The following is a 26,793-nucleotide window of genomic DNA, read 5'->3' on the forward strand; positions in this document are numbered from 1 at the left end:
CGACGGCCCAATCTTGTCCCCACATGTGAAATGTCATATCGCACCAAGGGGTACACATGAGGACACGAAGAGCCGCACTCGCCCTGACCGCGGCCCTCGGTCTGCTGTCCGCGGCGGCCTGCGGCGGACCGAACGGGGCCGGCGCCGCCGGGGACGCCGCCCCGACGAAGGGCGGCACCCTGCACGTCCTGTCCAGCATCGACCTGGAGCACCTGGACCCGGCCCGCGCCTACGTCACCTCCACCCAGGACGTGGGCCGGCTGATCTACCGGACGCTGACCACCTTCGCCCCCGCCCCCGGGCCGGCCGGCGGGCAGATCGTCCCGGACCTGGCCACCGACACCGGGCGCCCCACCGACGGCTCGCGGACCTGGACCTTCACCCTCAGGGACGGCGTGAAGTTCGAGGACGGCCGGCCCGTCACCAGCAAGGACGTCAAGTACGGCGTCGAGCGCACCTTCGCCGCCGAGCTGCCCGAGGGCCCGCCGTACGCCCGGCTCTGGCTGGCGGGCGGCGACACCTACAAGGGCCCGTACCCGGACCGGGCGGGCCTCGCGTCGATCGAGACCCCGGACGAGCGGACCGTCGTCTTCCACCTCAACCGGCCGGTGGCCGACTTCGGCTCCGCCGTGTCGCTGCCGATGTTCGCCCCGGTGCCGCAGGACAAGGACACCGGCGTCGGCTACGACAACCGCCCGTTCTCCTCCGGTCCGTACCGGATCGACGCCTTCGAGCCCAAGAAGCGGCTCACGCTCGTCCGCAACCCCTCGTGGGACCCGGCGACCGACACCGTTCGCAAGGGCCTGCCCGACAAGGTCGTCATCGACCTCAACCTCGACCCGGCCGTGGTCGACCAGCGGCTGATCGCCGGTCAGGGCGAGGACGCGAACGCCGTCGCCCTGGAGCCGATCGGCCCGGCCTCCGTCGGGCGGGTGGTCAACGACCCGCAGCTGAAGAAGCGCCTGGTCACCGGCGAGTCCATCAACACCCGGTTCCTCGCCGTCAACACCAGGCACCAGCCGCTGGACGACGTCCGGGTGCGGCAGGCGATCGCGTACGCGCTCGACAAGGACGCGCTGCGCACCACCCGCGGCGGCCCGATCGCCGGCGACCTCGCCACCACGCTGCTGCCGCCCACCCTGCCCGGCGCGGCGCCCGAGGACCCGTACCCGAGCCAGGACGGCAAGGGCGACCCGGACAAGGCCAAGGCCCTGCTCGCCGAGGCCGGCCACGCCTCCGGCCTGGAGCTCACCCTCGACACCCCGGCCACCGCGGGCGGCAAGGCGCAGGGCGAGGCGGTGCAGGCCTCGCTCGCCCGGGCCGGCATCACCGTGAAGATCAACGAGATCAGCTCCTCGGCGTTCTACAGCACGGTCGGCAGCCCGGCCCGCCAGCACGACCTGGTGATCGACGGCTGGACACCGGACTGGCCGGGCGCCTCCACCTACCTGCCGATCCTGTTCGACGGCCGGCTCGTCACCGCCGAGGGCAACAACAACCGCGCCCAGTACGACTCCCCCGAGGTCGACACCCGGCTGGACGAGATCGCCGCCACCGGCGACCCGGCCGCCGCCCAGCGCGCGTACGGCGAGCTCGCGAAGCGGATCATGCGGGACGCCCCGGTCGTCCCGTTCCTCTGGGACCGCGCCGCCGTCCTGGTCGGGCCGAACGTGGCCGGCGCGTACGGCCACACCGCCTTCGTCGGCCGGCTCGACCTCGTCTCGCTGGGGCTGCGGAAGTGACCGTCCTGCGCAAGCTGCTCGCCCAGCGTTCGGCCCTGCTCGCGCTGGCCTCGGTGGCGCTGCTGGTGCTCGTCGCGCTCGCCGCCCCGCTGATCACCTGGCTGGCCGGCAGCTCCCCGACGGCCTTCCACGGCGAGGCCGTGGACCCGGCGCTCGGCGGCCTGCCGCGCGGCGCCGCGGGCGGGATCGGCAGCGAGCACTGGCTGGGCGTCGAACCCGTCAACGGCCGGGACGTGCTCGCCCGGGTCGTGTACGGCGCGCGGGTCTCGCTGCTGATCGCCGTGCTGGCCACCGCCGTGTCCGTGGTCCTCGGCACCACGCTCGGCCTGCTCGCCGGCTTCCTCGGCGGCTGGGCCGACACCGTGATCGGCCGGCTGATGGACCTGCTGATGTCCTTCCCCAGCCTGATCTTCATGATCGCGCTGATCTCGGCCGCGCCCGGGGCCGACCGCCGGCTGCTGCTGGTCGTGGTGCTCGGCTTCTTCGGCTGGCCGTACGTCGGGCGGATCGTCCGCGGTCAGGCGATGGTGCTCGCCCGCGGCGAGTTCGTGGCGGCGGCCCGGGTGCTCGGTGCGTCCCGGCGGACGCTGCTGCTGCGCGAAGTCCTGCCCAACCTGACCGGACCGGTGCTGGTGGTGGCGACGATGTCGATCCCGGCCTGCATCGCCACCGAGGCCGGGCTGTCCTTCCTCGGCGTGGGCGTGCAGCCGCCGACACCCTCCTGGGGGCAGATGATCGCCACCGCCGTGCCCTGGTACGCCTCCGACCCGGCCTACTTCCTCATCCCCGGCGTCCTCCTGTTCGTCACCGTGCTCGCCTTCAACGTGCTGGGCGACGCCGTGCGCGACGCGCTCGACCCCCGGAGCAAGCGACGATGATCCTCTACCTGCTGCGAAGACTGGCCGTCACCGCGCTCATCCTGCTGGTGATCTGCGCCGCCACCTTCGCGATCTTCTACCTGATGCCCGCCGACCCAGCCCAGGGCGCCTGCGGCAAGGCCTGCAGCCCCGAACGGCTCGCCGCGATCCGCGCCACCCTCGGGCTGGACCGCTCCCCGATCGCCCAGTTCGGGGACTACCTCGGCGGCATCCTCTCCGGCCGCACCTACGGCACCGGCGCGCAGGCCGTCCAGTGCCCGTTCCCCTGCCTGGGCTTCAGCTTCCAGACGGACCGGCCGGTCTGGGAGCTGCTGACCAGCCGGCTGCCCGTCAGCGTCTCCATCGCCGTCGGTGCGGCGGTGCTGTGGCTGGCGGTCGGCGTGGCGGCGGGCGTGGTGTCGGCGCTGCGGCACGGGAGCCTGTGGGACCGCGCCGCCATGACGGCCGCCCTCGGCGGGGTCTCGCTGCCGATCTACTTCACCGCGCTGGTGCTCCAGTACCTGCTGGTGGTCGAGTTGAACGTGCTGCCCTACCCGACGGCCGTCCCCCTCACCGAGGACCCGGCCGGCTGGGCGGAGTCCATGGCCATGCCCTGGATCACCCTGGCCATGCTCTACGCCGGGGTGTACGCCCGGATCACCCGCAGCGAGATGCTGGAGAGCCTCGGCCAGAACTACGTCCGCACGGCGCGCGCCAAGGGGCTGGCCGAAGTCACCGTGGTGCGCCGGCACGCGCTGCGGCCCGCGCTGATGCCGATCGTGACGATCTTCGGGATGGACCTCGGCGCGCTGCTCGGCGGCGCGCTGATCACCGAGTCGGTCTTCGGCCTGCCCGGCGTCGGCAAGCTCGCCGCCGACGCGATCGCTGGCGCCGACCAGCCGGTGATCCTCGGCGTGACGCTGTTCGCCGCCTCCTTCGTGGTCCTCGCCAACCTGGTGGTCGACCTCGTCTACGCCGTGCTCGACCCGAGAGTGAGGGCCGTGGGATGACCCTGCTGACCGTACGGGACCTCACCGTCGACTTCGCCTCCGGCACCCGCGCCGTCGCCGGGCTCGACCTCGACCTGGCGGCCGGGCAGGTGCTGGGTGTGGTCGGGGAGTCCGGCAGCGGCAAGTCCGTCACCAGCCTCGCCGTCCTCGGGCTGCTGCCCCGCGACGCCCGGATCGGCGGCGAAATCCGGTTCGACGGACGCGAGTTGACCGGAATGGACCAGCGCTCCCTGCGCCGGCTGCGCGGCAACCGGATCGCCATGGTCTTCCAGGACCCGCTGTCCTGCCTCAACCCGTACTACCCGGTGGCCTTCCAGATCGCCGAGGCCTACCGCGCGCACCACCGCGCCGGACGGAAGGAGGCCCACCGCGTCGCCGTCCGGATGCTGGAGCGGGTCGGCATCCCCGAGCCCGAACGGCGCGCCCGCTCCTACCCGCACGAGTTCTCCGGCGGGATGCGGCAGCGGGTGATGATCGCGATGGCGCTCTGCCTGGAACCCGACCTGCTGATCGCCGACGAGCCGACCACCGCGCTCGACGTCACCGTCCAGGCCCAGATCCTCGGCCTGCTGCGCGAACTCCGGCAGGAGGCCGGCACCGCGATCATGCTGATCACCCACGACATGGGCGTGGTCGCCGGACTCGCCGACCAGGTCGTCGTCATGCACGACGGCCGCGCGGTCGAGCACGGCTCCGTCCGCGACGTCTTCCACCGCCCGCAACAGCCCTACACCCGCGGCCTGCTCGCCTGCGTCCCCCGCGTCGACGGGCCGCTGCCGCACCGGCTGCCCACCCTGACGGAGACGGCATGACCGCACTGCTCGAAACCCACCACCTGGTCAAGCGCTTCCCCGTCCGCCACGGCCTCACCCGGCGCCTCGCCGGACACGTCACCGCCGTCGACGGCGTCTCGCTGCGGGTCGAGGCGGGCGAAACCCTCGGCCTGGTCGGCGAGTCCGGCTGCGGCAAGTCCACCGTGGCCCGCCTGCTCACCCGGCTGGAACACCCGACCTCCGGCACCGTCCGGTTCGCCGGCCGGGACCTCGCCGACCTGGACGAGAACGGGCTGCGGCCCGTCCGCCGCGAGCTCCAGATGGTCTTCCAGGACCCGTTCTCCTCCCTCAACCCGCGCCAGACCGTCCGCCGGATCCTCGCCTCGCCCTTCGCCTACCAGGGGCTGGAGCCCGACGAACCGGTGGAGCGACTGCTGGAACGGGTCGGCCTGCGGCCCGAACACGCCGACCGCCACCCGCACGAGTTCTCCGGCGGCCAGGCCCAACGCATCGGCATCGCCCGGGCGTTGGCGCTGCGGCCGAAGCTGGTGGTGTGCGACGAACCGGTCTCCGCCCTCGACGTCTCGGTGCAGGCGCAGATCCTCAACCTGCTCAGGGACCTCCAGGACGAGTACGGCCTCGCCTACCTGTTCATCGCCCACGACCTCGGCGCCGTCCGGCAGATCAGCACCCGGATCGCCGTCATGTACCTCGGCGCCGTCGTCGAGACCACCGACCGCGACACCCTCTTCGACACCCCCGCCCACCCCTACACCCGCGCCCTGCTGTCCGCCGTGCCACTGCCCGACCCGGACGCCGAACGCGACCGCGAGCGGATCGTGCTCCACGGCGACCTGCCCAGCCCCCTGAACCCGCCCAGCGGCTGTCGGTTCCGCACCCGCTGTCCGAAGGCGGCCGACCGCTGCGCCGCCGAGCGGCCCGCCCTGCGGACGATCGCCCCCGGGCACGACGTCGCCTGTCACTTCGCTGAGCGTAGCGAGCGGAACGACGGACACCGCCCCGAGCGGGACGAGGGGAACGATCAACACCGCGCCGGGAGGACCCCGTGATCCGTACCAGCTACCGCCTGCCCGGGCTCGCGGTGACCGACCACGTCTTCACCGTCCCGCTCGACCACGCCGACCCCGGCGGCGCGAGCATCGAGGTCTTCGCCCGGGAACTGGCCGACCCGGGCCGCCCGGGAGAGCGGCTGCCCTGGCTGCTCTACCTGCAGGGCGGCCCGGGCGGCAAGTCGCCGCGTCCACTGAACACCGGCGGCTGGCTCGACCGCGCGCTCAGGACCCACCGGGTGCTGCTGCTCGACCAGCGCGGCACCGGCCGCTCCACCCCCGTCACCGCCCGCGCGGCAGCCGCCCTCGGCCCGGCCCGGCTGGCCGACCACCTCGCGCTGCACCGGGCCGACGCGATCGTCGCCGACGCAGAACTGATCCGGCGTCAACTCTGCGGCGACGAACCGTGGGAGACGCTCGGCCAGAGCTACGGCGGCTTCGTCACCCTCAGCTACCTCTCCTTCGCGCCCCAGGGCCTGCGCGCCTGCTACATCACCGGCGGCCTGCCCGGTCTCGACGCCACCGCCGACGATGTGTACGCCGCCACCTACCCCCGCGTCCGCGAGCGGTTCGACGCCCACTGCACCCGCCACCCCGGCGACCGCGTGCTGCTCCGACGCCTCGCCGACCTGCTCGACCGCCGCCCCGTCCACCTCCCGGACGGCGACCGGCTCACCGTACGGCGCCTGCGCACCCTCGGCCTGATGCTCGGCATGGGCGACGGCTCCGCCCGCCTGCACTGGCTGCTCGACGAGGCCCTCGGCCCCGACGACGAACCCACCGCCACATTCCTGAACCAGGTCATGCAGCTGACCGGCTTCACCGACAACCCGCTCTTCGCCGTCCTCCAGGAGTCCATCTACGGCCAGGGCGGCACCGCCACCGGCTGGGCCGCCCACCGCGCCCTGGCCGCCCACCCGGAGTTCGCCGAGCACGCCGACCCGCTGCTGCTCACCGGCGAGATGATCTACCCCTGGATGTTCCGGGAGATCGCCGGCCTGCGCCCGTTCGCCGAGGCCGCCGACGTGCTCGCCGCCCGCACCGACTGGCCCGAGCTGTACGACCCGGCCCGGCTCGCCGCCAACCGGGTCCCGGTGGCCGCCGCCGTCTACCACGACGACATGTACGTGGACGCCGGACTGTCACTGCGCACCGCCCGCGCCGTCGGCGGCCTGCGCGCCTGGGTCACCAACGAGTGGGAACACGACGGTGTCACCGCCGGTGGCGGCCGTGTCCTCGCCCGCCTGATGGACCTGGCCTCCGGCCGGGCCTGATCCGCCGCACCCGAAAGGAGCAGACGTTGACCCCCCGAATCCTCGCCGGCGCCCTGGCGCTGGCCCTCCCGCTGATCGTCGCCGCATCTCCCGACCCCGCCGAAAGCGCCGCCTCCGCCGCACCCGCCGCCGACTGCGCCCTGCCCGGCCGCACCGGCTGGACCGACGAGGGGCACGACACCGACCGCAAACAGTTCCTGCAACCGCTCGGCACCAAGCACGTGCTGATGCTCTTCGTCGACTTCCCCGACGCTCCCGCCACCGGTGACCCCGGCGACTACTACGACGAACTCGCCCCGGCCGCCGACTGGATGAGACAGGACTCCTACGGACGGACCCGCCTCGACATCACCCCGCTCGATCGCTGGCTCCACATGCCGCAGGCGTCCACCTCCTACGGCTTCCAGCGCGGCATCACCTTCGAGCAGCACGAGGCGTACGTGCGCCAGGCCGTCGAAGCCGCCGGACCGGACGTGGACTTCTCCCGCTACGACCTGCTCTACGTCGTCCCGACCAGCTCCGCCTCCGCCATCACGTTCTCCCCCACCTACCTCTACGATCCGGCCGCCCCCGGCATCGTGGCCGGCGGCACCCGGATCAAGTGGGCGGTCACCTTCGGCCAGGACCGCTACCGCTGGGGCCCGAAGGTCGCCGACCACGAGACCTCGCACATCTTCGGCCTGCCCGACCTGTACGCCTTCGACGGCACCGGCACCCACCGCCACGTCGGCGGCTGGGACCTGATGGGCCTCATCTCCGGCCCGTCGCCGCAGCATCTGGGCTGGGAGCGCTGGAAGTTCGGCTGGATCGACGACCGCCAGGTCGCCTGCCTGCCCACCGCCGGCAGCCGTACCGTCCGCCTGCACGCGATCGAACGCCCCGGCGGCACCAAGATCGCGGTGATCCGCACCGGCGAGACCACCGCCTACGTCGCCGAGTCCCGCCGGGCCGTCAGCGGCGACGCGTCCGCCTGCTCCACCGGCGTGCTCGTCTACCGGGTCGACACCGCCGCCCCGACCGGCTCCGGCCCGGTCCGGGTGGTCAACGGCAACCCCGCCGACACCCCGCCGGCCGGCTGCACACCGCTCGACATGGCCGCCTTCCGCCCCGGCCAGTCCTTCACCGACCCCGCGACCGGGGTCCGGATCGACGTCGTCCGGAGCGGATCGCTCTCCGATACCATCACCCTCACCAAGTCGACTGTCACCACCTCCGGTTGACGGCTCCCGGACCGCGCCGTGGCCACTCGGCGGCCCCACCCCCGGGGCCACGGCGCGCCCCTGCCCGGCCAGGGTGGCTGGCCCTGGCCGGGCCTCCCCCACGCCCCAGGAGGCACACCCGTGCGATCCCCCGCCACGCATGCCCCACTCGCCGCTCTGCTGGCCCTCGTCGGCGCCCTCGTCCTGCTCATCGCCCCCGCCCCGGACGCCACCGCCGCCGCCTCACCGGCCCCCACCTCACCGGCCTCCGGCTGCGCCCTGGCCGGCGCCACCGGCTGGACCGACGAGGGCCACGACACCGACCGCATCCGCTTCCAGCAGCCGCTCGGCACCAAGCGTGTGCTCACCCTCTTCGTCGACTTCCCCGACGCCCCTGCCGACGGCCCCACCACCCCCTACACCGCCCAACTGACCCCCGCCGCCGACTGGATGTGGCAGGCGTCCTACGGCCGCACCTGGCTGGCGATCACCCCGCTCGACCGCTGGCTCCGCATGCCGCAGGCCTCCACCGCCTACGGCTTCCAGCGCGGCATCAGCTTCGAGCAGCACGAGGCCTACGTGCGGGACGCCGTCCGGGCCGCCGCGCCCTACGCGGACTTCTCCCGGTACGACCTGGTCTACGTCGTCCCGCCCAGGACCGCCTCCGCCATCACCTTCACACCCACCTACGTCTACGACCCCGCCACGGCGGGCGTCACCGTGGCCGGCACCCGGATCAAGTGGGCCGTCACCTTCGGCCAGGACATGTGGTACTGGGGCCCGAAGATCGCCGACCACGAGACCGGCCACACCTTCGGCCTGCCCGACCTGTACGCCTTCACCGGCTCCGAGCAGCACCGGTACGTCGGCGGCTGGGACGTCATGGGCAGGATCGGCGGGCCCGCCCCGCAGTACGTCGGCTGGGAGACCTGGAAACTCGGCTGGATCGACGACGGCCAGGTGGCGTGCCTGCCCTCCCCGGGCTGGACCACCGTCCAGCTCACCGCGGTGGAGTACGTCGGCGGCACCAAGATCGCGGTGATCCGCACCGGCGACACCACCGCGTACGTCGTCGAGTCCCGCCGGGCCGCGTACACCGACCGGTACCCGTGCTCCACCGGGGTGCTGGTCTACCGGGTCGACACCTCCGTCCAGACCGGCTACGGCCCGGTCCGGGTGGTCAACGGCAACCCCGCCGACACCCCGCCGACCGGCTGCACTCCGCTCGACCTGGCCGCCTTCCACCCCGGCCAGTCCTTCACCGACTGGTCCGCCCGGGTGCAGGTCTCCGTGCGCAGCGGCGGCCCGTACGGCGACACGGTGCAGATCAGCAGCTGGTGACGGCGTCGGCCTCGCGTCACCGCAGCCCTGCGGCCAGCCCTGCCTGACGATCAGTCAGCAGGCCGGTGCCGTGCAGCCAGCGGACGGTGTCCGCCATCGTCTCGGCCGTCGGCCGGGCGGACAGACCGCCGGTGCGTTGGTGGCCCGCATGGCTGCGTGGCGACGGCTGTCGAAGGAGTAGACGGAGGCGGCGTGCAGGACGGCGTCGGCGCCGGCGACCGCCCGGCGGACGTCGCGCTCCTCGGTGACGTCGCTGGCCAGCAGGTCGACGGCGGCGGGGTCGACGGCGAGCGTGGCCAGGACGCGTTCGGCGGCGGCCGGGTCGCGGACGAGCATCCGGACCCGGTGGCCGCGCCGGACGATCTCCGCCACGGAGTGGACGCCGACGAACCCCGTGCCGCCGGTCACGCTCACCAGCATGGGCCTGCCCCTCTCGGTCGGTCTCTGCGGTCGGTCTCTGCGGTCGGTCTCTGCGGTCGGTCTCTTCAGTCGGTCTCTTCGGTGCGGACGGTGCCGCGCAGTGGCGCGCGGGCGGCCGGGCCGGGCGGATGGCAGCCCACCCGGTGGAAGCCGCCGCCGTAGAACAGCAGCGCCCGGCGGTCAGGGGCGTGGTCGGTGGAGAGCACCTCGCCGAGGAAGATGGAGTGGTCGCCGCCGTCGTAGACCTCGGCGAGCTTGCACTCCAGCCAGGCGAGCGAGCCCGCCAGCAGCGGCGCGCCGGTGAACGGGCCCGGCCGCCAGTCGACGTCGTGGAACTGGGCGGCCCCGAGCGGGCGGGCGCGGTTCGCGAAGTACCGTGCCAGGTGCTCCTGTTCGGCGCTCAGCACGGAGACCGCGAAGGAGCGGACGGCGGTGATCGCCTGGTGCATCACCGCCGTCCGGGCGACGCAGCACAGAACCATCGGCGGCTCCAGCGACACCGAGCTGAAGGAGTTGGCGGTCATGCCGTGGACGCTCCCGCCGCCCGTGGTGAGGACGGTGACACCGGTCGCGAAGCCGGCCATGGTGGCGCGCAGGTCGCTGGAGCCGCCGATCACCGGGGCCTCCCGGCCGCGGCCGCCCCGACCGGCCCCGTCGCGTACGGAGCCAGGGCCCGCCGCAGTTCCTCGGGCACCCGGGCCGGCACGGTGTCGGTGTTGGGGCCGCGCATGCAGGCGATCCGCTGCCGCCCGCGGGCGACGAGGTGCTCGCCGGCGCCGTCGAGGCGCAGGTAGTCGAAGCTGAACTGGAGCTGCGTCTGGGCGATCTCCTCCAGCCGCATCCGGACGGCGAGTTCGTCGAACGCGGTGATCTCGGCGAAGAACTCGCAGTCCACCCGGAGGGTGAACAGCTTCAGGTCGTCCCGCAGTTCGGCGAGCACCCCGGGCGCCTTCTCCTTGAGGAACATCTCCCGGCAACGACCTTGCCAGCGTAGGTAGTTGACGTAGTAGACGTTGCCGACGAGGTTGGTCTCCTCGAAGCCGACGGTGTGCCGGATCTCGTAGTAGCCGGCCATCACCGCTCCTTGCCGGCGAGGAAGGCGAAGACCACCGGGTCCTCGCGGTCGGTGACGGTGGTCACCCAGGTGGCGATCGCCGCGTCGCCGGCGGAGAGCACCGCCCAGCCGGAGCCGTCGACCCGGTCGAGGGCGAGGGCCTGGCCGGTGGCGGCGGACTTGCGCAGGCACTCCAGGGCGCACCAGACCCGGGTGGCCGCCACCGCCGGGTCGTCGCCGGCCTCGGCCACCAGCAGGTCGCGGACGGGGAGTTGGGCCTCGCCGAGGAGTGCGGCCCAGTCCTCGGCCCGGCGCGGGCGGACCGTCTCGGCGTCGCAGGCGAGACGGCCCTGCCCGACCACGGCGAGGGTCAGCCCGTCGCTGTGCGCGGCGGAGACGGTGTGGCCGTCGAGTTCGGGCCGACCGTCCGGGCGGTGGCGCAGTTCGGCGGGTGCGCCGAGGGCCCGGGCGACGGCGTCGGCGGTGCGGGCCCGCCGGTCGGCTTCGGCGCCCGCGGCCTCGACCACGACGGCGCGGCTGCCGCCGAGGACGCGCTCCAGGCCGCGTTCCAGGTAGGAGCCGAGCATCGCGGGGACCCACGGCCCGGCGCCGTCGCGCTTGCGGACGGCGACCAGGGCCAGCCCCTCCCAGCGTTCGACGACCCGGCCGTCCGGGGTGCGGACGTCGACGTCGTAGACGTAGGTGTCGCCGTCCTGGGAGCGTTCGCGGGCGTCGAGGACGATGAACTCGGAGTCCTGGTCGGCCCGTTCGGCGAGGTGGAGCCGCTCGATGCCGCGCGGCAGCAGGGTGGCGTCGGGGACGCAGCACTGGATGGCGTGCATCATCGTGTCGCGGGTGCCCGGGTCGGCGAGCAGCTGCTCCTGCGGGAGGTAGGCCGCGAACCAGGGGGCGGGCGTGGTGGTGGAGACCTCGGCGACGGCGTGCCGGGCGCCGGCCCTGCGGTAGTCGAGCAGGCGCTGGAAGCGCTTGCCCTGGAACAGGACGCTGCCGTACAGCTCGGTCACCGGGTCGACGGGGACGGCGGGCAGGTCGAGGGCGGCGGGCCGGGGGCTGTCGGGCAGGGCGGGGCGGAGGTAGCGCAGGCGGGCCCGGAAGTGGTCGGCGGCGAAGCCGGTGTCCGAGGTGCGCAGGACGACGTCGACGGTGCCGGTGTCCTGGACGAGGGCGGCGGTGCGCAGGGTGGTCGAGCCTCCGGGCCGGACGGCGATGGGCCGCAGGAACTCGACGGCCTCCAGCATCGGCGGCCCCTGGTGCCCGCTGACGGCGGCCGCGGCCTGGGCCATCGCCTCCATGCCGAGGACGGCGGGGAAGAGCAGGTCGCCGTCGAGCTGGTGGTCGGTCAGGTACGGGTCGCTGCCCTCGCTCAGCTCGGCCTCGGTGACCAGTTCGACGCCCGGGTAGTGCGTGACCACGCGTTCGAGGAAGCGGGCGAGGGGCAGGTCGCGCTGTTCCAGGGCGAGGGTGGGCAGGCCCGCGGCGCGTCCGCTGACGACCAGGACGGGCCCGGCGGAGGGGTCGGCGAGCAGCTCGCGGAGCACCCGGATGCCCTCCTCGGTGGAGATCGGGGTGATGCCCTCGCGCATCAGCGCCTCGACGACACCGAGCCGTTCGCCCATGCCGGCGCCGGACCAGACGGACCATTCGATCGCCAGCACCCTGGCCTGCGGGTGCTTCTCCGCGAAGCGGAGGGTGAGTTCGGTCATCCAGTCGTTGGCGGTGGCGTAGTGCGCCTCCCCGCGCAGGCCGGCGCGGCCGATGATGGAGCCGAAGGTGATCAGGAGCTTGAGGCGCTCCGGTGCGACGGCGTCGAGGACGGCGGCCAGGCCGTCGGTCTTCGGGGCGAGGGTGCGCCGGAAGTCGTCGGGGGTCAGTGAGGTCACGGCCGCGGGCTCGTTGCGGCCGGCGCCGTGGAGCACGGCGGTGACCGGGCCGAGGGCGTGCTCCAGTCGTTCGACGGCCTCGGCGGTCTGCGCCGCGGAGGTGACGTCGGCGCGCTCGTAGCGCAGGCGCAGTCCGGCGGCGGTCATCCGGGCGAGGTTGGCGGCGAGTTCGGCGTCCTCGGCCGGGTCCGCGCGGCCGATCAGGGCGAGGGCGGCGCCGGAGTCCCGGGCCATGGCCAGGGCGCACTCGGCGGTGATGCCCTTGCCGCCGCCGGTGACCAGCAGGACGTCCGCCTCGTCCAGCGGGGACGCACCCGCCGGGGCCTCCGTGGGCGTCAGCGGGCGCAGCACTGGTACTGTCCGGCGGCCGTCGGGCCCGTAGCGGACCTCGGTGAAGCCGGTGGTGGCCGCGGCCTCGGCGACGACCAGGCCGACGGCCTCGGGGGCGAGCGGGTCGGGCAGTTCGACGACGGTGGTGGGGACGGACGGGTGTTCCAGGTGGAGGGTCTTGGCGAGGCCGGTCGCGCCGAGGCGGTGCTGGACCACGACCAGCCGGGTGCCGCCCGGGGCGGTGGCCGCGGCGCGTCCGGCGGCGAGGAACAGCTCGGTGTCGCCCGCGCCGCACTCGGCAGGAAGGCAGAGCAGGACGCCGTCGCCGATGCCGGCCTCGGCGAGAGCGGTGCGCAGCGGTTCGGCCAGCGGGTGGCCGGGGGTGCTGTACACCGTCCAGCTGCCGGTGGCGGCGGCCGGGGCGGCGGTTCGCGCGGGGAGGGCCGCCTCGACGTGCTCGACGGCGAACGGGCGGACCCAGGGGGCGACTCCGGGCACCTCCGACGCCGGGGCGGGGCCGTCCTCGGCGGTCTGCGCCAACCGGTCGATCAGCTCGGCCAGTTCGCCGAGGCCGACGGTGGCGAAGCTGGTGGTGGCCTCCAGGGCGGGCAGGCCCAGGGCCCGGGTGACGTCGTTGACGATCTGGCCGACGGTGATGGAGCTGAGGTGCAGGTCGTCCATCGGGTGGGTGGCGGCGGTGACGGACTCCAGCGGCAGTTCGACGCGTTCGGCGGCGAGGCGGCGCAGCAGGTCCAGGGTGGACTCGCCGCCCGCCTCGGCCGGCGCGGTCGCGGTCCCGGTCGCGGCTTCGACAGCGGGCCGGGCCGGCGTGAGCCGGGCGGCGTCGATGGCCGGGGCGGACTCGCACGGGCTGGCGAGGAAGGTCATCGCGCCGTCCGCCGGCAGCGGCCGGACCAGCCGTCCCTCGAACAGACCGGCGGCGCGGACAGGCGAGCCGAGCACGAAGGCGGCGGCGGCGACGCGCAGCAGCGGGCCGAGGGAGGAGCTGTCGGTGTCGACGGCCAGAGCCGGCCGGTCGGGTGCGATCTCGGCGAGCAGGCCGGAGAGCACCCGGCCGGGGCCGACCTCGACGACCAGGTCGGCGTCGGCGGTGGCGGCGGCCGCGGCCTCGTGGAAGCGGACCGGCCGGGCCACCTGGTCGCGCAGCAGGGTCCGCAGGTCGGCGGCCGGATCGAGCAGGGCGCCGGTGACGGTGGAGGCGACCGGGCGGACGGGGCGGGCGAAGTCGAACTCCCCGAGCCGCTCGGCCATCGCGTGGGCGGCGGGTGCGACCAGCGGGGAGTGGAAGGCGTGCGAGACGTTGAGCCGGGTGGCGGTGACGCCCTCGGCGACGGCCCGGCGGCAGACCTCGTCGACGGCGGCGGCGGGGCCGGAGACGACCGTCTGCCGGGGGCCGTTGTAGCCGGCGATGACGACGTCCAGGCCCGCGCAGAGCCGGGTGCCGTCCTCGGGCGTCGCGGCGAGGCCGGCCATCGCGCCGCCGCCGCTACCGACCTCGGCCATCACCTGGCCGCGGACGGTGGCCAGGCGCAGCACCTGGTCCTCGGTCAGCGCGCCGGCCCAGTGCAGCGCGGTGAGCTCACCGAGGCTGTGGCCGACGGCGGCCGCGGCCCGGATGCCGAGCCCGTCGAGGACGCGCAGGGCGGCGAGCGAGCCGGTGACGATGCGCGGCTGGGCGACGCGGGTGTCGACCTGGTCGGCCCCCGTCGGCAGGCCGGCTCGGCGGTACACCTCGTCGGCCTGGGCGAAGCGGCGGCGGATCGCACCGACCGCGCCGCGGCCGGAGCCCTGGCCGGGGAAGAGGTAGGCGATCGTGGGTTCGGTGCGGCCGGTGCCGAGGAAGACGCCCTCGCCGGAGCAGAGCGCCCGGGTGGCGCCGGACGCGAGCAGGCCGAGCAGCCGTTCCAGGGCGCGGGCGGCGTCGTCGGGGGACGTCGCGACGACAGCCGCGCGGACCGGCGCCCCGGTCAACCCGTCGGCCAACCCGGCGGCCAACCCGGCTGCCAGGTCGGCCAGTTCGGCCTGGGCGAGCCGGGGCACGAGGTCGAGCAGCCGGGCGGCCTCGGCGCGCAGGCCGTCGCGGTCCCGGGCCTCCAGCAGCAGGAGCTCGGCGTCCTGGCGCCCGGCGACGAGCCGTCCGGTGTCGGCGTCGAGGGCGGTGCGACGCGGCGCCGCGGGGGCCGCGGTGACGGCGACGTGGGTGTTGATGCCGCCGAAGCCCATGGCCGAGACGCCGGCCCGGACGGGAGAGTCGGCGGGCCAGAGTTCGGCCCGGCCGGGCACGTACAGCGCGGCGTCGTCGCCGAGCAGACCGGGGTGCGGGTCGTGGTGGCCGGTGCCCGGCGGGATCACCTGATGGTGCACCGCGAGGGCGGCCTTGATCAGGCCGGCGACGCCCGCCGCGGCCTTGGTGTGCCCGAAGTTGCCCTTGACGGTGCCGAGCGCGGCGGGCCGGGCGACCGGATCGGCGGCCCGGCGGGCGGAGGACAGCGCCTCGATCTCGGTGGCGTCGCCCAGCGCGGTGCCGGTGCCGTGCCCCTCGAAGTAGGAGACGGTCTCGACGCCGTAGCCGGCCTGCCGGTAGGCGCGGGCCAGGGCGAGGCGGTGACCGCCCGCCTCCGGGCGGGTGATCCCGCCCTTGCCGTCGGAGGAGACGCCCCAGCCGGCGATGCTGGCGTAGATCCGCCGGCTGGCCGCCAGCGCGTCCTCCTCGCGCATGAGCACGAGCATGCCGGAGCCCTCGCCGGGCCAGAAGCCGTTGGAGTCGCGGTCGTAGACCTTCATCTCGCCGGTGGCCAGCGCGCCGGTCTTGGCGAAGCCGATCACCTCGAACGGGTCGATGGACAGGTCGACGCCTCCGGCGAGGGCGACGTCGAGGTCGCCGTCGGCGAGGGAGCGGGCGGCGGTGATGACGGACAGCAGGGAGGAGGAGCAGGCGCCGTCCACGGTGTATCCGCCGCCGCGGAGGTCGAAGTGGTTGCAGATCCGCCCGGCGATGGTGTTGGCGAGGCCGCCGGCCAGCGAGTCCTCGTCGATGGGCGGGAAAGGCGCTTTGTAGGCCTGTTCGAGTTCTTCGAGAAACTCTGCGGCGGCGCTCTCGGACCAGCCTTTTCCGGCGAGTGCGGCGGCCACCGTCCGGCGCACGTAGGGCCACCGCAGGCGCATGATGTTGGCCCGCGAGAATTCCCCGGTGAGGCTGTTTCCGACGACCACACCGGTGGTTTGTCCGGGCAGTCCGGAACCGCCCGGGAATCCGGCGTCGGCGAGCGCGCGGGCGGCCGTGTCGAGCGCCAGCCAGTGGGTCAGGTCGGTCGAGCGGTAGGTGCTTCCGGCCACGCTGTAGGCGATCCTGTCGAACTCGAAGTCCCGCAGCACGGCGGCCTTGGTGGCGTAGAACCGGTCCGGTGCCGCCCGGTCGGGCGACCAGTAGTCGGCGTGGTTCATCCGCTCGTCGGGCAGCCGCCGGAAGGCCCGCCGGCCGCTCAGTACGTTCTCCCAGAGTTCGATCGGGGAATTGGCGTCCGGGTATCGGAGCCCTATTCCCACGATGGCGACCCGCTGACCGCTCACGTATTCACCGCCCCTTGAACGCGAATTGACGGCCGGTCGGCCCCGGAGCGGGGCACGGCCTGCCGTATTCGAATCAAGCGTGCTCTCGGCCGGGCCGGTTGTCTTCTTCGAGCGTGCTTTCCGGCTGCTCCGGGGCCCTTTTTCCCATAACAGCGTCATCGATTCGATCCATAACGGCGTCATCAATTCCCCTGGAACGGCGAAGCCCTCGACCGGGACGGGGGAGCGTCCGGTCGAGGGCTTCGCGGGTCGGCGACGGGGTGTCAGGTCTCCCCCGCGAGCCGGGTCCCGAGGCGGCGGGCGGCGGTGAGCGAGGCCCAGGCGGTCAGTTCGACCAGGGCCCGGTCGCCCGGGGCGGTTCGGCGGAAGTCGGCGACGACGCCGTCGTCGACCTGGTAGGCCGCCTTCGCGGTCAGCAGGGCCAGGCGTCCGGCGGGTCGGCTGTCGGCCGGCAGGGTCGCCACCGCGGTCTCGCCCCAGCCGCGGCCGAGCCCGGGGGGCCGGCCGTCCCAGTCGGCCAGTTCGGCGACGACCAGATTTCGGACCGGCTCGGGCACCGAGCGTTCGCCGGCCGTCTCCATCGCCACCGCCGCCCTCGCGAAGGCGCCCGCGACGCTCGGGGTGCCCGCCGCCCACGACAGGTCGGCCGGCAGCCGCGAGCCGGGGAGCAGGTCGAGCGAGGCCCCGGGCGAGGGCGCGGCGAGCGCGCTCTGCCGGACGAACCGCCCGAGCAGGGCGCGGGCCGCGCGCCGGGCGGGCGGCGGAGCGCCGGGCGGCAGCGGGCTGTCCTCCAGGAAGACGCTCACCATGCGGTTCAGGTAGTGGAAGGTGACCGCCACCCCCACCAGTTCCGGGGCGTGTTCCGCCGGAAACGGCGCCGCGCCCTCTCCCGCGGCCCAGGCCGCGAGCCGGCTCCGGTCCGCGGGCGCCACGGCCGGGCCGAGCGCCCCGACCGCCGTCGTGTGCACCTCCACGCAGTAGGGGCAGGTGTTGGCCCGCGAGACGGCGGCCGCCACCGACTCCTTGGCCGCCCGGTCGACCCGTCCGGCGGCGACGAGCGTCTCGCGCAGCATCACCCAGGTCGCCGCCAGCACTGGCGGGGCCGGCGCGTGCAGGGCGACCGGTGGCGCGAGCATCCCGAACTCCCGCTCCACCTCGGCGTAGACACCCGCCACCTCGGCCCCCGCCCGGCCCGGGCGGACGGGAGCGACGTGCCGGATCCGGGCCAGGGATCCCCTCAACGCGGTTCGCAACAGCGGTCCCGCCATGTCCTCCCCCTCCTCCGCACGACTTCCCGCACGACTTGCCGCACAACGACCCGCACGACCACCGGCACGACGGTCGGCACGACTGCCCGCACGCCTAAAGGCCCGTCAGTCCGGGCAGTTGGGCCTGCACCCCGCGTCGTCCGGCAGTCTCCCCGCCGGGCGCCGGGGCCCCGTAGCTCACGTTCACCCCGCGGTCCCGGGCCGCCTTCACGATGCCCGGCACCGCCCGCTCTGCGAGCGCCGAGATGGTCAGGGCCGGGTTCACCGTCAGGGCCGCCGGGACGGCGGATCCGTCGGTGACGAAGATGCCGGGGTGGCCGCGGAGTTCCTGCCCGTCGTCGAGCGCCGAGGTCTGCGGGTCGTCGCCGATCCGGCAGGACGCCAGCGGGTGCACGGTGTACGCGCCGACCACGTCGTTGGTCCACGGCATCACCCGGGCCAGTCCGTCGCGTTCGAGGATGTCCCGGACCGCGGCGTCGGACTCGGCCCAGCCCCGCAGGGTGTTGGCGCTCGGCTCGTAGCGGATCGGCCCGCGGCCGAGCATCTGCTGGGAGATGCGGACGGCGTTCCCGGTGGGCGGCGGCGGGCCGAAGACGCCCTCGTTGTCGTCCTCGACCATGGTGAAGACGGTCAGCCAGGACTGCCACTGCCGGACGAGTTCCTTCTTCTCCTTCCCGAACCAGCTCGGGCCGGTCGCGTCCGGCACCTGGGCCAGGATGGTGCCGAAGCCGGGCGGGAAGTAGAGCTGCTCCAGCGAGTAGCGCGAGTGTGTCGGCCGGGACGCGTCGAGGGTGTCCCAACTGGCCACGACCGGGCCCTTGCCGATCTGGTTCGCCCGGAACGCCGGGCCGTCGCCGCGCTTGAGGCCGAGCAGTTCGCGCGCCCTGTCCTCGTCCACCACCGCCGTGTTGAGACGCTCGCCGTTGCCGGAGAAGTAGCGGCCCACGGCGCGCGGCATCGGTCCGAGCTCCGGCTCCGAGCGCTGGAGGATGACCGGGGTGGCGCCGGCGCCCGCCGCCAGGACGACGATCTTCGCGTCGATCTCGCCCTCGCCCGCGTACACCCGGTAGTCGACGTCGTCGACGACCTTGTAGTGGACGCGGTAGCCGCCTTCGGTGCGGGTCAGCTTCTGCACCTCGTGCAGCGGCCGGATCTCGGCCCCGTGGGCGAGCGCGGCGGGCAGGTAGTTCAGCAGCAGCGAGCGCTTCGCGTCGAACCGGCAACCGGACATCATCCAGTTGCAGTTGGTGCACTTCGTGCGGTCGACGGCGGCCGGCACCGGGTTGGCGGTGCGGCCGGCGTGCGCGCAGGCGGCGGCGAACAGGCCGCCGGCGAACGTGACGTCGTTCCAGTCCTGTTGGGTGATCGGCAGCGCCTCGGCCACCCGGTCGTACCACGGCTCCAGGACGTCACGGCTGATCGACTCGGGCCAGATCCGCTGTCCGGTGGCGGACACCCGGTCGAAGACGAAGCGCGGCGCGCGCGGCATCGCGGCGAAGTAGACGACGCTGCCGCCGCCGACGCAGTTGCCGCCGAGCAGGCTCATGCCGTCGCCGACGACGAAGTCGAAGATCCGCGTGTAGGAGGAGCCGAGCAGGAAGTCGTGGTCGAAGTCGGCGGCCTTCAGCCACGGGCCGCGCTCCAGCACGGTGACCTTCGCCCCGCCCGCGGCCAGGTGGTAGGCGGCGATCGCGCCGCCGAAGCCGCTGCCGACGATCAGGACGTCGGTGCTCTCGGTCGTTGTCATGCCGGGCTCCCTGAGGCGGTGGTGTCCGGGTGGGGTTCGGCCAGCGGGCGGCCGTAGGAGAAGTCGGGGAAGCGCCAGAGGCCGTCCTCGCCCGGTCCGAGGAACCCCATCGCCGCCAGGCCCGGGTGGCCGGCCGCGATGGCGTCGGTGGTGTGCAGATGCGCGGCGGTGTCGAAGGCCATGTTGCTGAACAGGGCCAGTAGCACCCACAGTTCCTTCTCGCGGTGCCGGGGCGACGTCAACTCCTGGACCAGGGCGGTTCTGTCCTCGAAGGGCAGGGCGACGAACGGCGGCACCGCGTCGTCCAGCGGCAGTCCCCGGCCCTCCGCGTACTCCCGCGCGTTCCGGTTCAGCGCCTCGGCGTAGTCGTCCAGGGCGGCGGAGATCCCCGTCGCGGGCGTCTCCAGCAGTTCGATGGCACCGGCCGCCACCGCGCCGCCACCGGCCGAGACACCGGCCACCGCCCGGTCGTCCGGCGACCTCTTCTCGCCCGGCACGATGGTGTCCGCGAATGCCTCCAGGGTCATCGTTCGGGCCCGGTACTCATCCGATATGTCGGAGCGCACTGGCGTCTCCTCGGGTCGTGGGTGGGAAAGCCGGGGGCCGGCACCGCCGCCCCCCGTTTCGCAGGCGTGACCGCAGTATCGTGCGACCGATCCACGCACCCGCGCATCTTCGGTGTTGCTGCCTCGACGCTAATACCTCGGGTGCGGACATTCTTCCGCCGACCAAGCCTGCGCCATGAATATGACGGACTCTTGTTGCGCCTGACACGCGCTGCTACGGTCTTCATTCATCACAGACGCACAACTTTCGATCAAGAGCTGTCACGGACAGCTGTGACCGGGGCGAGGGGGTGTGTGGTTCATGGGCACTGGTGCTGCCAAGGGGGGGACCAGGGAGCTGCGATTACTGCTGGTCCGGCCGGCGCCAGGGCATCAGCACTGTCGATCCGAGAGCGGCTCCTAGAAACTGGGGTAGCGATGAAGCCGGCTATCGAACAGGCCGTGACGCGCGCCATCGAGACCATGCAGGAAAACATCGGTGAGATTCTCACCATTGACGACATGGCCCGCGCCGCGATGTACAGCAAATTCCACTTCTCCCGAGAATTCCAGCGCGTCACCGGGGTCTCGCCCCGGCGTTTCCTCTCGGCCATCCGGATACAGGAGGCCAAGCGTCTCCTCCTGCAAACGACATTCACCGTCACCGAGATCAGCCACCACGTCGGATACAACAGCGTCGGGACGTTCAGCTCCCGGTTCGCGGCCAGTGTCGGCGTCTCCCCGACGATGTACCGCCAACTCGGCGGGTACACCACCCGGATCGGAGTGGCCGGCCGGACGGCCGGTCACACCTCCTCCGTCCGCGGTGAGGTGCGCAGCGCGGTCGCCGGAGAACTCGGCCAGGTCTTCGTCGGCCTCTTCCCCACCCGCATCCCCCAGGGACGTCCGGCCGGCTGTGCCGTCCTCCCCCGCCCGGGGCGCTACCTCATCGACGGCGTTCCGCCCGGTACGTGGTACCTGCTGGCGCACTCCGTGCCCGTCGCCTTCGACGAGGTGCTGCTCGGCGACCAGGAGGTCTTCGTGGGCTCGGTCGGGCCGATCGAGGTCCGCCCCGACGTCCCGCTGATTCCCGCCGACGTGGTGATGCGGACGAGGCACGCCGTGGACCCGCCGGTGCTGCTGGCCCTGATGGACGTCCGGTCGGCGGCCGTTCGCGTCGGTCTCGCCCGCACCGGCACCGGCTGATGCACGAGACGACCGCGGACGGCAGAGGGGCCCATCGAGCGATGGGCCCCTCTTCGTTCACGCCCGCGAGCGGGCGCCGTGCACCGTCATCGGCAGGCCGCCGCGCACCCGCAGCGACAGCATCGGCTCGGGCACCACGCGGTGGCCGGGCGGCTTCGCCAGCCGCAGCTCGCGGACGACCATGGCGATCGTGAACGTCGCCTCCAGCAGCCCCAGGTGGTTGCCCACGCAGAACCGCGGGCCCGCACCGAAGGGCAGGTAGGCGTAGCGCGGCCGGTCCGACGTCCGGTCCGGGTCGAAGCGGTCCGGGTCGAACTGCTCCGGGGCGTCCCAGAACGCCGGGTGGCGGTGCAGGGTGTAGGGGCAGATCAGCACGTCCGCTCCGGCGGGTACGTGGTAGCCGCCGACCTCGTCCGCCGCCTGGGCCTGCCGGGGCAGGATCCACACCGGCGGGTAGAGGCGCATCACCTCCTCCACCACCATCGTGGTGTACCGCAGCCGGTGCAGGTCCTCGTACTCCGGCTGGCGGTCACCGAGCACCTCGACGGCCTCCGCGTGAAGGCGGTCGAACACCTCGGGGTGACGGTCCACCAGGTAGAACGTCCAGCCGAGGGTGCTGGCCGTGGTCTCGTGCCCGGCGAGCAGGAGGGTGACCAGTTCGTCGCGCAGCCGCTGCCGGCCGACGCGGGGGTCGGGCTCCTCGCGGGTGGAGGCGATCAGGAGGGTGAGCGCGTCGTCGCCGGCCCCGCCGGTGCGGGCGGTGCGCTCGGCGACCAGCGCGTCGACCACCCGTTGGAGTTCCTCGCGGGCCTGCCGGAACCGCCGTTGGGTGGGCAGCGGCAGCCACCCGGGCACCGCGCCCAGGGTCACCATGTCGAACATGGCCTGGTCCTGGACCGCCTCGAACTCGTGCCCGATGGTCTCGTACGCCCCGAGGTCCGCGTCGAGCAGGGTGCGGCCGAGCACGCCGAGCGTCAGCCCGGTCAGCTCCCTGACCAGGTCGACCGGCGGGCCGCCCTCGCAGGCCCGGAGGCGGGCGACCAGTTTGGCCGCCTCCTCCGCGACGGCACCGGCCAGGCGGCTGATCCGCTTGTGCTGGAAGACCGGCTGGATCATCCGCCGCTGCTTGCGCCAGAGTTCGCCCTCGCTGGTGAGCAGGCCGTCCCCGAGGGCGCGGCGGGCCTGGATCAGCCCGATGCCCTTGTGGTAGTTGGCGGCGTTGTCGGCCAGGACGTGCTTGGCGTGGTCGGGGTGGTTGAAGAAGTGGAGCGTCTTGGGTCCGACGGAGATCCGGACGGCGTCGCCGTACTCGGTGGCGGCCGCCCGCATCAGGGCGAGCCGGTCCCCGGCGAGTCGGCGCAGCAGGGTGGGGGCGGCCCGGCGCGGCGGGCCGGGCGGCACCCGGCGGGAGGCGGGGGCGGTCATACCGCCGCGACCTTGCCGCTCGCCTCGGCCGCCGGGGCGCTCGCTGCGGCCGCCCGCAGCACGGTGGCCTGCCGCTCGTCGTGCCCGCGGTCCCGGAAGTGCACGTACCAGAGGTAGAGACCCCGGATCAGGCACGTGAGGGCGGTGGCGAAGAAGATGCCGTACGCGATGTGCGCGATCATGAAGAGGGCGTACAGCAGCGCGACCCCGGCGCCGAAGGCGACCTGGTTGGCGGGCTTCGAGGGCGTCGTACCGGGGTCCGTGATCATGTAGTTGGTGAAGAGCACGAACGCCACGCCGGTCATCATGCCGAGCGCAGCGGGGATCGACGTGCCGAAGACCAGCCCGCGCAGCACGGCCTGGAGGGCGAACGTGCCGAGCCACCCGGCGATCAGCCACATCCGGCCGGTGAGCTTCGCGTTGAGGATGGTGCCCGACATCAGGATGCCCAGCACGATCAGCCAGCCGAACGGGGTGTTGACGTGCTCGGTGAAGTGGTACGGCGGCGCGATGCTGGCCCACGGGAAGAGCACCAGGATCGCGGCGATGCCGAAGTTCGACGGGTTCATGTAGTGCCGCAGCCTGCCGCGCACCGGCACCCGCAGCACCCACTTGGCGCTCACCGCGAAGACCACGCCGAACATCATCACGGGGAGCCGGTCGTTGACGTAGGTCAGCATGTTGAGGGCCAGGCCGGTGATGTGCGACGGGTAGAGGAACTCCAGCATCCCGGGCAGGCCGTTGCCGAGGAAGCGCGGGCGGCGGCCCTCCACCTTGGCGCCGACCAGTTCCAGCGCGGTCTCGGTGGTGTAGGCGGTGGCGAGGGCGATCAGCGGCCAGGTCCACGGCTGTTCGAAGCCGAGCACCGTGTAGCCGAGGATGTTGAAGACGGTGATCGAGATCGCGAAGCGGCGCAGCGCGATGACGACCTTCGGCTCGTGCCGGGAGGCGGTGGCCGGCCTGGCGGCCGCTTCGGGCGGCGCTGGTTGGTGGGCCGTCTGCTTCGTGGTCGGGGCCTTGTCTGCCATGTCCGTCACTTCTCCTTGGCCTGGCTGCCGAGTTGGAGCGAGTGCCACCCGGGGCTGAGCGTCACGGTCTGCGTGTGCACCTGGCCGGTGCGGTCCCGCCACTGCAGCTTCACCGGCAGCGGGCCGGAGACTCCCTGGCCGAGTCCGATGTGCACGTAGTGGCTGCGCTTGCCGGAGTGGCCGCTGCCGCCGTCCACCCGGTCGATGAGCTTGCGCCCGTCGGGTGTGGTGACCTCGATCTGGGCGCCGATCACGGGGGATCCGGGGGCGGGCAGCGGGCCGGCCGCGTCCGGGGTGTCGTAGGTGAGCCGCAGGCCGAGGTAGGCGCCGGGGTCGGGGCTGTCGTTGCGGTAGAAGACCGGGGCGTCCCACTGGCGGGCCACCGCGAAGTCGAGCCGTCCGTTGCCGTACGCGTCGCCGGTGGCGATGCCGCGGGTCGGCACCGGGACGGCGAGGCCGAGCCGGCCGGCCAGGTTGCTGTAGTGGCCGTCCGTGCCCTTGACGAAGAAGCGCAGCGTCTGGTCGCCGGCGAGATCGTCGCCCGCCTTGACGTTGGGCCACCACCACGGGTTGTCGAGCAGGGCGTCGTTGGCGGTGGCGAGTTCCTGGAGCTGGGGCCAGCGGTTGGTCCCGCCCTTGACGAAGCCGGTCGCCTGGACGATCGCCAGCTGTCCGCTGTTGTCGAAGTCGCCCATCTTCACGTCCCAGCCCCAGCCGGACCAGGCGGTGCCGGCCGCGGCGCTGCGGTCCTCGAACGGGGCGGTGCCGTCGTCCATTTGGGCGCGCAGGTCGGCCTTGTCCCGCGCGGTGTTCATGAACTGGAAGTTGCTCTCCTCGATGCCGAAGGAGGCGGTGATGTTGCTGACGAACAGGTCGTAGAGGCCCTTGCGGTCGAGGTCGCCGAAGTCGACGCCCATGCCCTTGAAGGAGTCGTTGCCGAGGATCTTGGACTTGGGCGTGGTGGCGTCGCGCGGGCCGGTGACGGTGACGAACTTCGGGTGGCCGGGGCTGGAGACGTTGTGGAGCATCCGGTCGTTGCCGAAGTCGTTGGCGACGTAGAGCTCGGGCAGCTGGTCGCCGTCCAGGTCGATCGCGCTGGAGGCGAGCGACCAGCCGTGCTTCGCCTCGTCGGGGAAGGCGTCGTCGGAGCACTCGAAGCCGGCGGACAGCTTGTCGCCGACGTTGCCGCCGGTCCGGCGCAGGATGTACTTGCCGCCGCTGTTCTGCGCGTGGGACATCGAGTGGTTCATCACCACGCCGCCGCTGACCTGGTCGTTGAGGACCGGGCCGTTGGGGAAGTAGTTGCCGATGAAGATGTCCTGGTGGCCGTCGCCGTCGAAGTCGGCGACGGTGGCGGTGTTGGTGTTCCACTGCGCGCCGGTGTACTTGCCGTCGGTCTCGTTGGGTCCGGGGACCAGCTCGACCGGCTGGAAGGCGTGTGCGTCGAGCGTGGTGGCGTCGGGCCTGCCGAGGAAGAGGACCGGCGTGCGGCCCCAGTAGTAGACCAGCAGGTCGGTGCGGCCGTCCTCGTTGAAGTCGCCCGCCACGCAGCCCATCGGGGCGATGTACTCGTTCATCGGCAGGGGTGCCGCGTCGAGCGCGAACGGCGCGTAGCGGGTGCCGTCCGAGCCGGGGACCGGGGTGACCACGACCTGGTCGGTCCGGGTGTCGACGAGGCAGAGGTCCCCGGACTTGCCGGTGCCGCGCAGGTCCGTCATGGTGATGGCCGCGCCGACCGAGGAGATCCACGCGCGGATGTGCTCGTAGTCCTGGTTGACGGTGCGGATGGTCTGGTGCTTGCTCGCGGGCGGCAGTTCGATGGGCAGCGCCGTGAAGTGGAAGCGGCTCGCCATCCGGTCCTGCTCGGCGGCGGACGTGGTCGGCGGGAGGACCAGGAAGTAGCCGGTCACGATGGCGAGCACGGCGATGATGCCGGGCAGTTGCAGGCGGATCCGGCCAAGGACGGTGGGCATCGGTCAGCTCCTCGCGGCGGTGAACGTGTCGGCGATGGCCTGGCGCCAGGTCTCGTAGGACGGCACCGGGCCGGTCGACCGCCCGGTGGGGCGCAGGTCCTGGGTGACCTTGGCGGCCGCGGCGGCGTCCGTCCCGCAGAGGACCTGCGCGGCGAGCTCGGTGTGCGGGCCGAGCAGCCCGGCCCGGATGCGGGCCTCGCAGGCGAAGGCGGCCCCCTGGGCGACGATGGCGCGGTGGATGCCCGCCCGGTCCTGGAAGGCCCTCAGCTCCGCCTCGTCCACGCCGCCCGCGTAGGCCGCGGCCAGGCCCGCCCCGCCGTACAGGTCGGAGTGCCGCCGCTCGGGGAACTTCTCGATCAGCGTGGCGACGACGTCGGGGTCGGTGCCGCCGACGAACCACAGCGCGCGGCCGACGCCCTGGTCGATCGCGCGGCTCACGTACCCGGGCGAGTCGTCGGCCGGCCAGGGGAACGACCGCTCCCGGTGCCGCCCGTGCACGTACTGCTCGGTGCGGAAGTACGCCTGGTGGAACCCGTAGCCGTCCAGCACCAGCCAGCGCAGCAGCGGGTCCAGTCCGGTGATGTCGGGCCAGCGGAACCGGGGCAGTCGCGCCATCGCCCAGCCGATTCCCACGTAGACCATGTAGTTGTGGCGGGCCCCCCGCCCGGCGAGGAATTCCCCCACCCTTCCACGACCCGGCAGCGGCAGTCCGTCCAGCATGGCGAAACCCATGCCGGCCCCCTCGTAGGCGAAACCGCGGAACCGGGCGGGGACGGTTTCCAGCCGGGTCTCCGCCTCGGCGGGCGTACCGGCCTCCATCGCGTACGCATAGCCTTCGAGAAAGCGGCTCCCGACGGTCTCCAGGAGCTCCCGGGCGTCCGGTGTCTTCACGTGGAAACCACGTCGGGCCAGCTGGGTCTCGGCGACGTTCGGGGTCAGGATGCGCCGACGCAACATCCGCAACGGGCTTGGCACTCTGCTCTCCTTTCATGACACGGAGATTGACGAGCCTTTACCCCAATAATTCCCGTTCTGGCGG

20 protein-coding genes are annotated in these 26,793 nt (G+C 73.3%); 9 read left to right on the forward strand and 11 right to left on the reverse strand.

What is annotated here, in order from left to right:
• Positions 1 to 56: 56 nt before the first annotated feature.
• The 8 genes from F7Q99_RS40725 to F7Q99_RS00295 all read left to right on the forward strand — a co-directional run bounded on the left by F7Q99_RS40725 (position 57) and on the right by F7Q99_RS00295 (position 9,266).
• The gene (locus tag F7Q99_RS40725; RefSeq protein ID WP_230210115.1) at positions 57 to 1,742 is read left to right on the forward strand and encodes an ABC transporter substrate-binding protein; all 1,686 of its coding nucleotides are present in this window, start codon (positions 57 to 59) and stop codon (positions 1,740 to 1,742) included.
• Positions 1,739 to 2,620, forward strand: a complete 882-nt coding sequence (locus F7Q99_RS40730; RefSeq protein ID WP_326846093.1) for an ABC transporter permease — start codon at positions 1,739 to 1,741, stop codon at positions 2,618 to 2,620. Before F7Q99_RS40725 ends, F7Q99_RS40730 begins: the two co-directional genes overlap by 4 nt.
• Positions 2,617 to 3,609 carry an ABC transporter permease gene (locus tag F7Q99_RS00270; RefSeq protein WP_153459531.1) on the forward strand — a complete coding sequence of 331 codons (993 nt, stop codon included), beginning with the start codon at positions 2,617 to 2,619 and terminating at the stop codon, positions 3,607 to 3,609. The genes F7Q99_RS40730 and F7Q99_RS00270 overlap by 4 nt, the downstream gene beginning before the upstream one ends.
• On the forward strand, positions 3,606 to 4,421 hold the full coding sequence (locus tag F7Q99_RS00275) for an ABC transporter ATP-binding protein (protein WP_153459532.1): 816 nt from the start codon (positions 3,606 to 3,608) through the stop codon (positions 4,419 to 4,421). Before F7Q99_RS00270 ends, F7Q99_RS00275 begins: the two co-directional genes overlap by 4 nt.
• On the forward strand, positions 4,418 to 5,452 hold the full coding sequence (locus F7Q99_RS00280; RefSeq protein WP_153459533.1) for an ABC transporter ATP-binding protein: 1,035 nt from the start codon (positions 4,418 to 4,420) through the stop codon (positions 5,450 to 5,452). Before F7Q99_RS00275 ends, F7Q99_RS00280 begins: the two co-directional genes overlap by 4 nt.
• Positions 5,452 to 6,726 carry an alpha/beta fold hydrolase gene (locus F7Q99_RS00285; protein ID WP_326847167.1) on the forward strand — a complete coding sequence of 425 codons (1,275 nt, stop codon included), beginning with the start codon at positions 5,452 to 5,454 and terminating at the stop codon, positions 6,724 to 6,726. The genes F7Q99_RS00280 and F7Q99_RS00285 overlap by 1 nt, the downstream gene beginning before the upstream one ends.
• A gap of 26 nt (positions 6,727 to 6,752) precedes the next feature.
• Positions 6,753 to 7,946: a M6 family metalloprotease domain-containing protein gene (locus tag F7Q99_RS00290; RefSeq protein WP_153459534.1), complete on the forward strand. Its 1,194-nt coding sequence runs from the start codon at positions 6,753 to 6,755 to the stop codon at positions 7,944 to 7,946.
• A gap of 120 nt (positions 7,947 to 8,066) precedes the next feature.
• Positions 8,067 to 9,266, forward strand: a complete 1,200-nt coding sequence (locus F7Q99_RS00295; protein WP_326846094.1) for a M6 family metalloprotease domain-containing protein — start codon at positions 8,067 to 8,069, stop codon at positions 9,264 to 9,266.
• A gap of 54 nt (positions 9,267 to 9,320) precedes the next feature.
• On the opposite strand, the gene F7Q99_RS00300 is transcribed toward F7Q99_RS00295, so the two are convergent.
• The 7 genes from F7Q99_RS00300 to F7Q99_RS00330 form a co-directional block, all read right to left on the reverse strand.
• Positions 9,321 to 9,686 (reverse strand): NAD(P)H-binding protein, encoded by a 366-nt coding sequence (locus F7Q99_RS00300; RefSeq protein WP_153459535.1) that lies wholly within the window; start codon positions 9,684 to 9,686, stop codon positions 9,321 to 9,323.
• A 65-nt stretch (positions 9,687 to 9,751) separates the two neighbouring features.
• Positions 9,752 to 10,303, reverse strand: a complete 552-nt coding sequence (locus F7Q99_RS00305; RefSeq protein WP_326846095.1) for a flavin reductase family protein — start codon at positions 10,301 to 10,303, stop codon at positions 9,752 to 9,754.
• Positions 10,300 to 10,761 (reverse strand): acyl-CoA thioesterase, encoded by a 462-nt coding sequence (locus F7Q99_RS00310; RefSeq protein ID WP_153459536.1) that lies wholly within the window; start codon positions 10,759 to 10,761, stop codon positions 10,300 to 10,302. The genes F7Q99_RS00305 and F7Q99_RS00310 overlap by 4 nt, the downstream gene beginning before the upstream one ends.
• Positions 10,761 to 16,562 (reverse strand): type I polyketide synthase, encoded by a 5,802-nt coding sequence (locus tag F7Q99_RS00315; protein ID WP_326846096.1) that lies wholly within the window; start codon positions 16,560 to 16,562, stop codon positions 10,761 to 10,763. The genes F7Q99_RS00310 and F7Q99_RS00315 overlap by 1 nt, the downstream gene beginning before the upstream one ends.
• Positions 16,563 to 16,825: 263 nt before the next feature.
• Positions 16,826 to 17,830 (reverse strand): carboxymuconolactone decarboxylase family protein, encoded by a 1,005-nt coding sequence (locus F7Q99_RS00320; protein ID WP_153459538.1) that lies wholly within the window; start codon positions 17,828 to 17,830, stop codon positions 16,826 to 16,828.
• Positions 17,831 to 17,924: 94 nt separating this feature from the next.
• Positions 17,925 to 19,577 carry an FAD-dependent oxidoreductase gene (locus tag F7Q99_RS00325; protein WP_153459539.1) on the reverse strand — a complete coding sequence of 551 codons (1,653 nt, stop codon included), beginning with the start codon at positions 19,575 to 19,577 and terminating at the stop codon, positions 17,925 to 17,927.
• Positions 19,574 to 20,104, reverse strand: a complete 531-nt coding sequence (locus F7Q99_RS00330; protein ID WP_153465638.1) for a DUF5987 family protein — start codon at positions 20,102 to 20,104, stop codon at positions 19,574 to 19,576. Before F7Q99_RS00330 ends, F7Q99_RS00325 begins: the two co-directional genes overlap by 4 nt.
• A 501-nt stretch (positions 20,105 to 20,605) precedes the next feature.
• On the opposite strand from F7Q99_RS00330, the gene F7Q99_RS00335 reads away from it, so the two are divergent.
• Positions 20,606 to 21,328, forward strand: coding sequence for a helix-turn-helix transcriptional regulator (locus tag F7Q99_RS00335; protein WP_153465639.1), 723 nt, complete (start codon positions 20,606 to 20,608; stop codon positions 21,326 to 21,328).
• A 57-nt stretch (positions 21,329 to 21,385) separates the two neighbouring features.
• On the opposite strand, the gene F7Q99_RS00340 is transcribed toward F7Q99_RS00335, so the two are convergent.
• The 4 genes from F7Q99_RS00340 to F7Q99_RS00355 are packed head-to-tail and all read right to left on the reverse strand — an operon-like array spanning position 21,386 to position 26,729.
• On the reverse strand, positions 21,386 to 22,753 hold the full coding sequence (locus F7Q99_RS00340) for a cytochrome P450 (protein WP_153459540.1): 1,368 nt from the start codon (positions 22,751 to 22,753) through the stop codon (positions 21,386 to 21,388).
• Positions 22,750 to 23,781, reverse strand: a complete 1,032-nt coding sequence (locus F7Q99_RS00345) for an RnfABCDGE type electron transport complex subunit D (protein ID WP_230210116.1) — start codon at positions 23,779 to 23,781, stop codon at positions 22,750 to 22,752. The genes F7Q99_RS00340 and F7Q99_RS00345 overlap by 4 nt, the downstream gene beginning before the upstream one ends.
• Positions 23,782 to 23,786: 5 nt before the next feature.
• A complete protein-coding gene (locus F7Q99_RS00350) occupies positions 23,787 to 25,754 on the reverse strand; it encodes a CRTAC1 family protein (protein WP_153459541.1) in 1,968 nt (655 codons plus the stop codon).
• Positions 25,755 to 25,757: 3 nt separating this feature from the next.
• Complete coding sequence (locus F7Q99_RS00355; RefSeq protein ID WP_407697721.1) at positions 25,758 to 26,729, reverse strand: DUF1702 family protein; 972 nt, start codon at positions 26,727 to 26,729, stop codon at positions 25,758 to 25,760.
• Positions 26,730 to 26,793 lie beyond the last annotated feature (64 nt).

The organism is Streptomyces kaniharaensis (assembly GCF_009569385.1).
Classification (GTDB): domain Bacteria; phylum Actinomycetota; class Actinomycetes; order Streptomycetales; family Streptomycetaceae; genus Kitasatospora; species Kitasatospora kaniharaensis.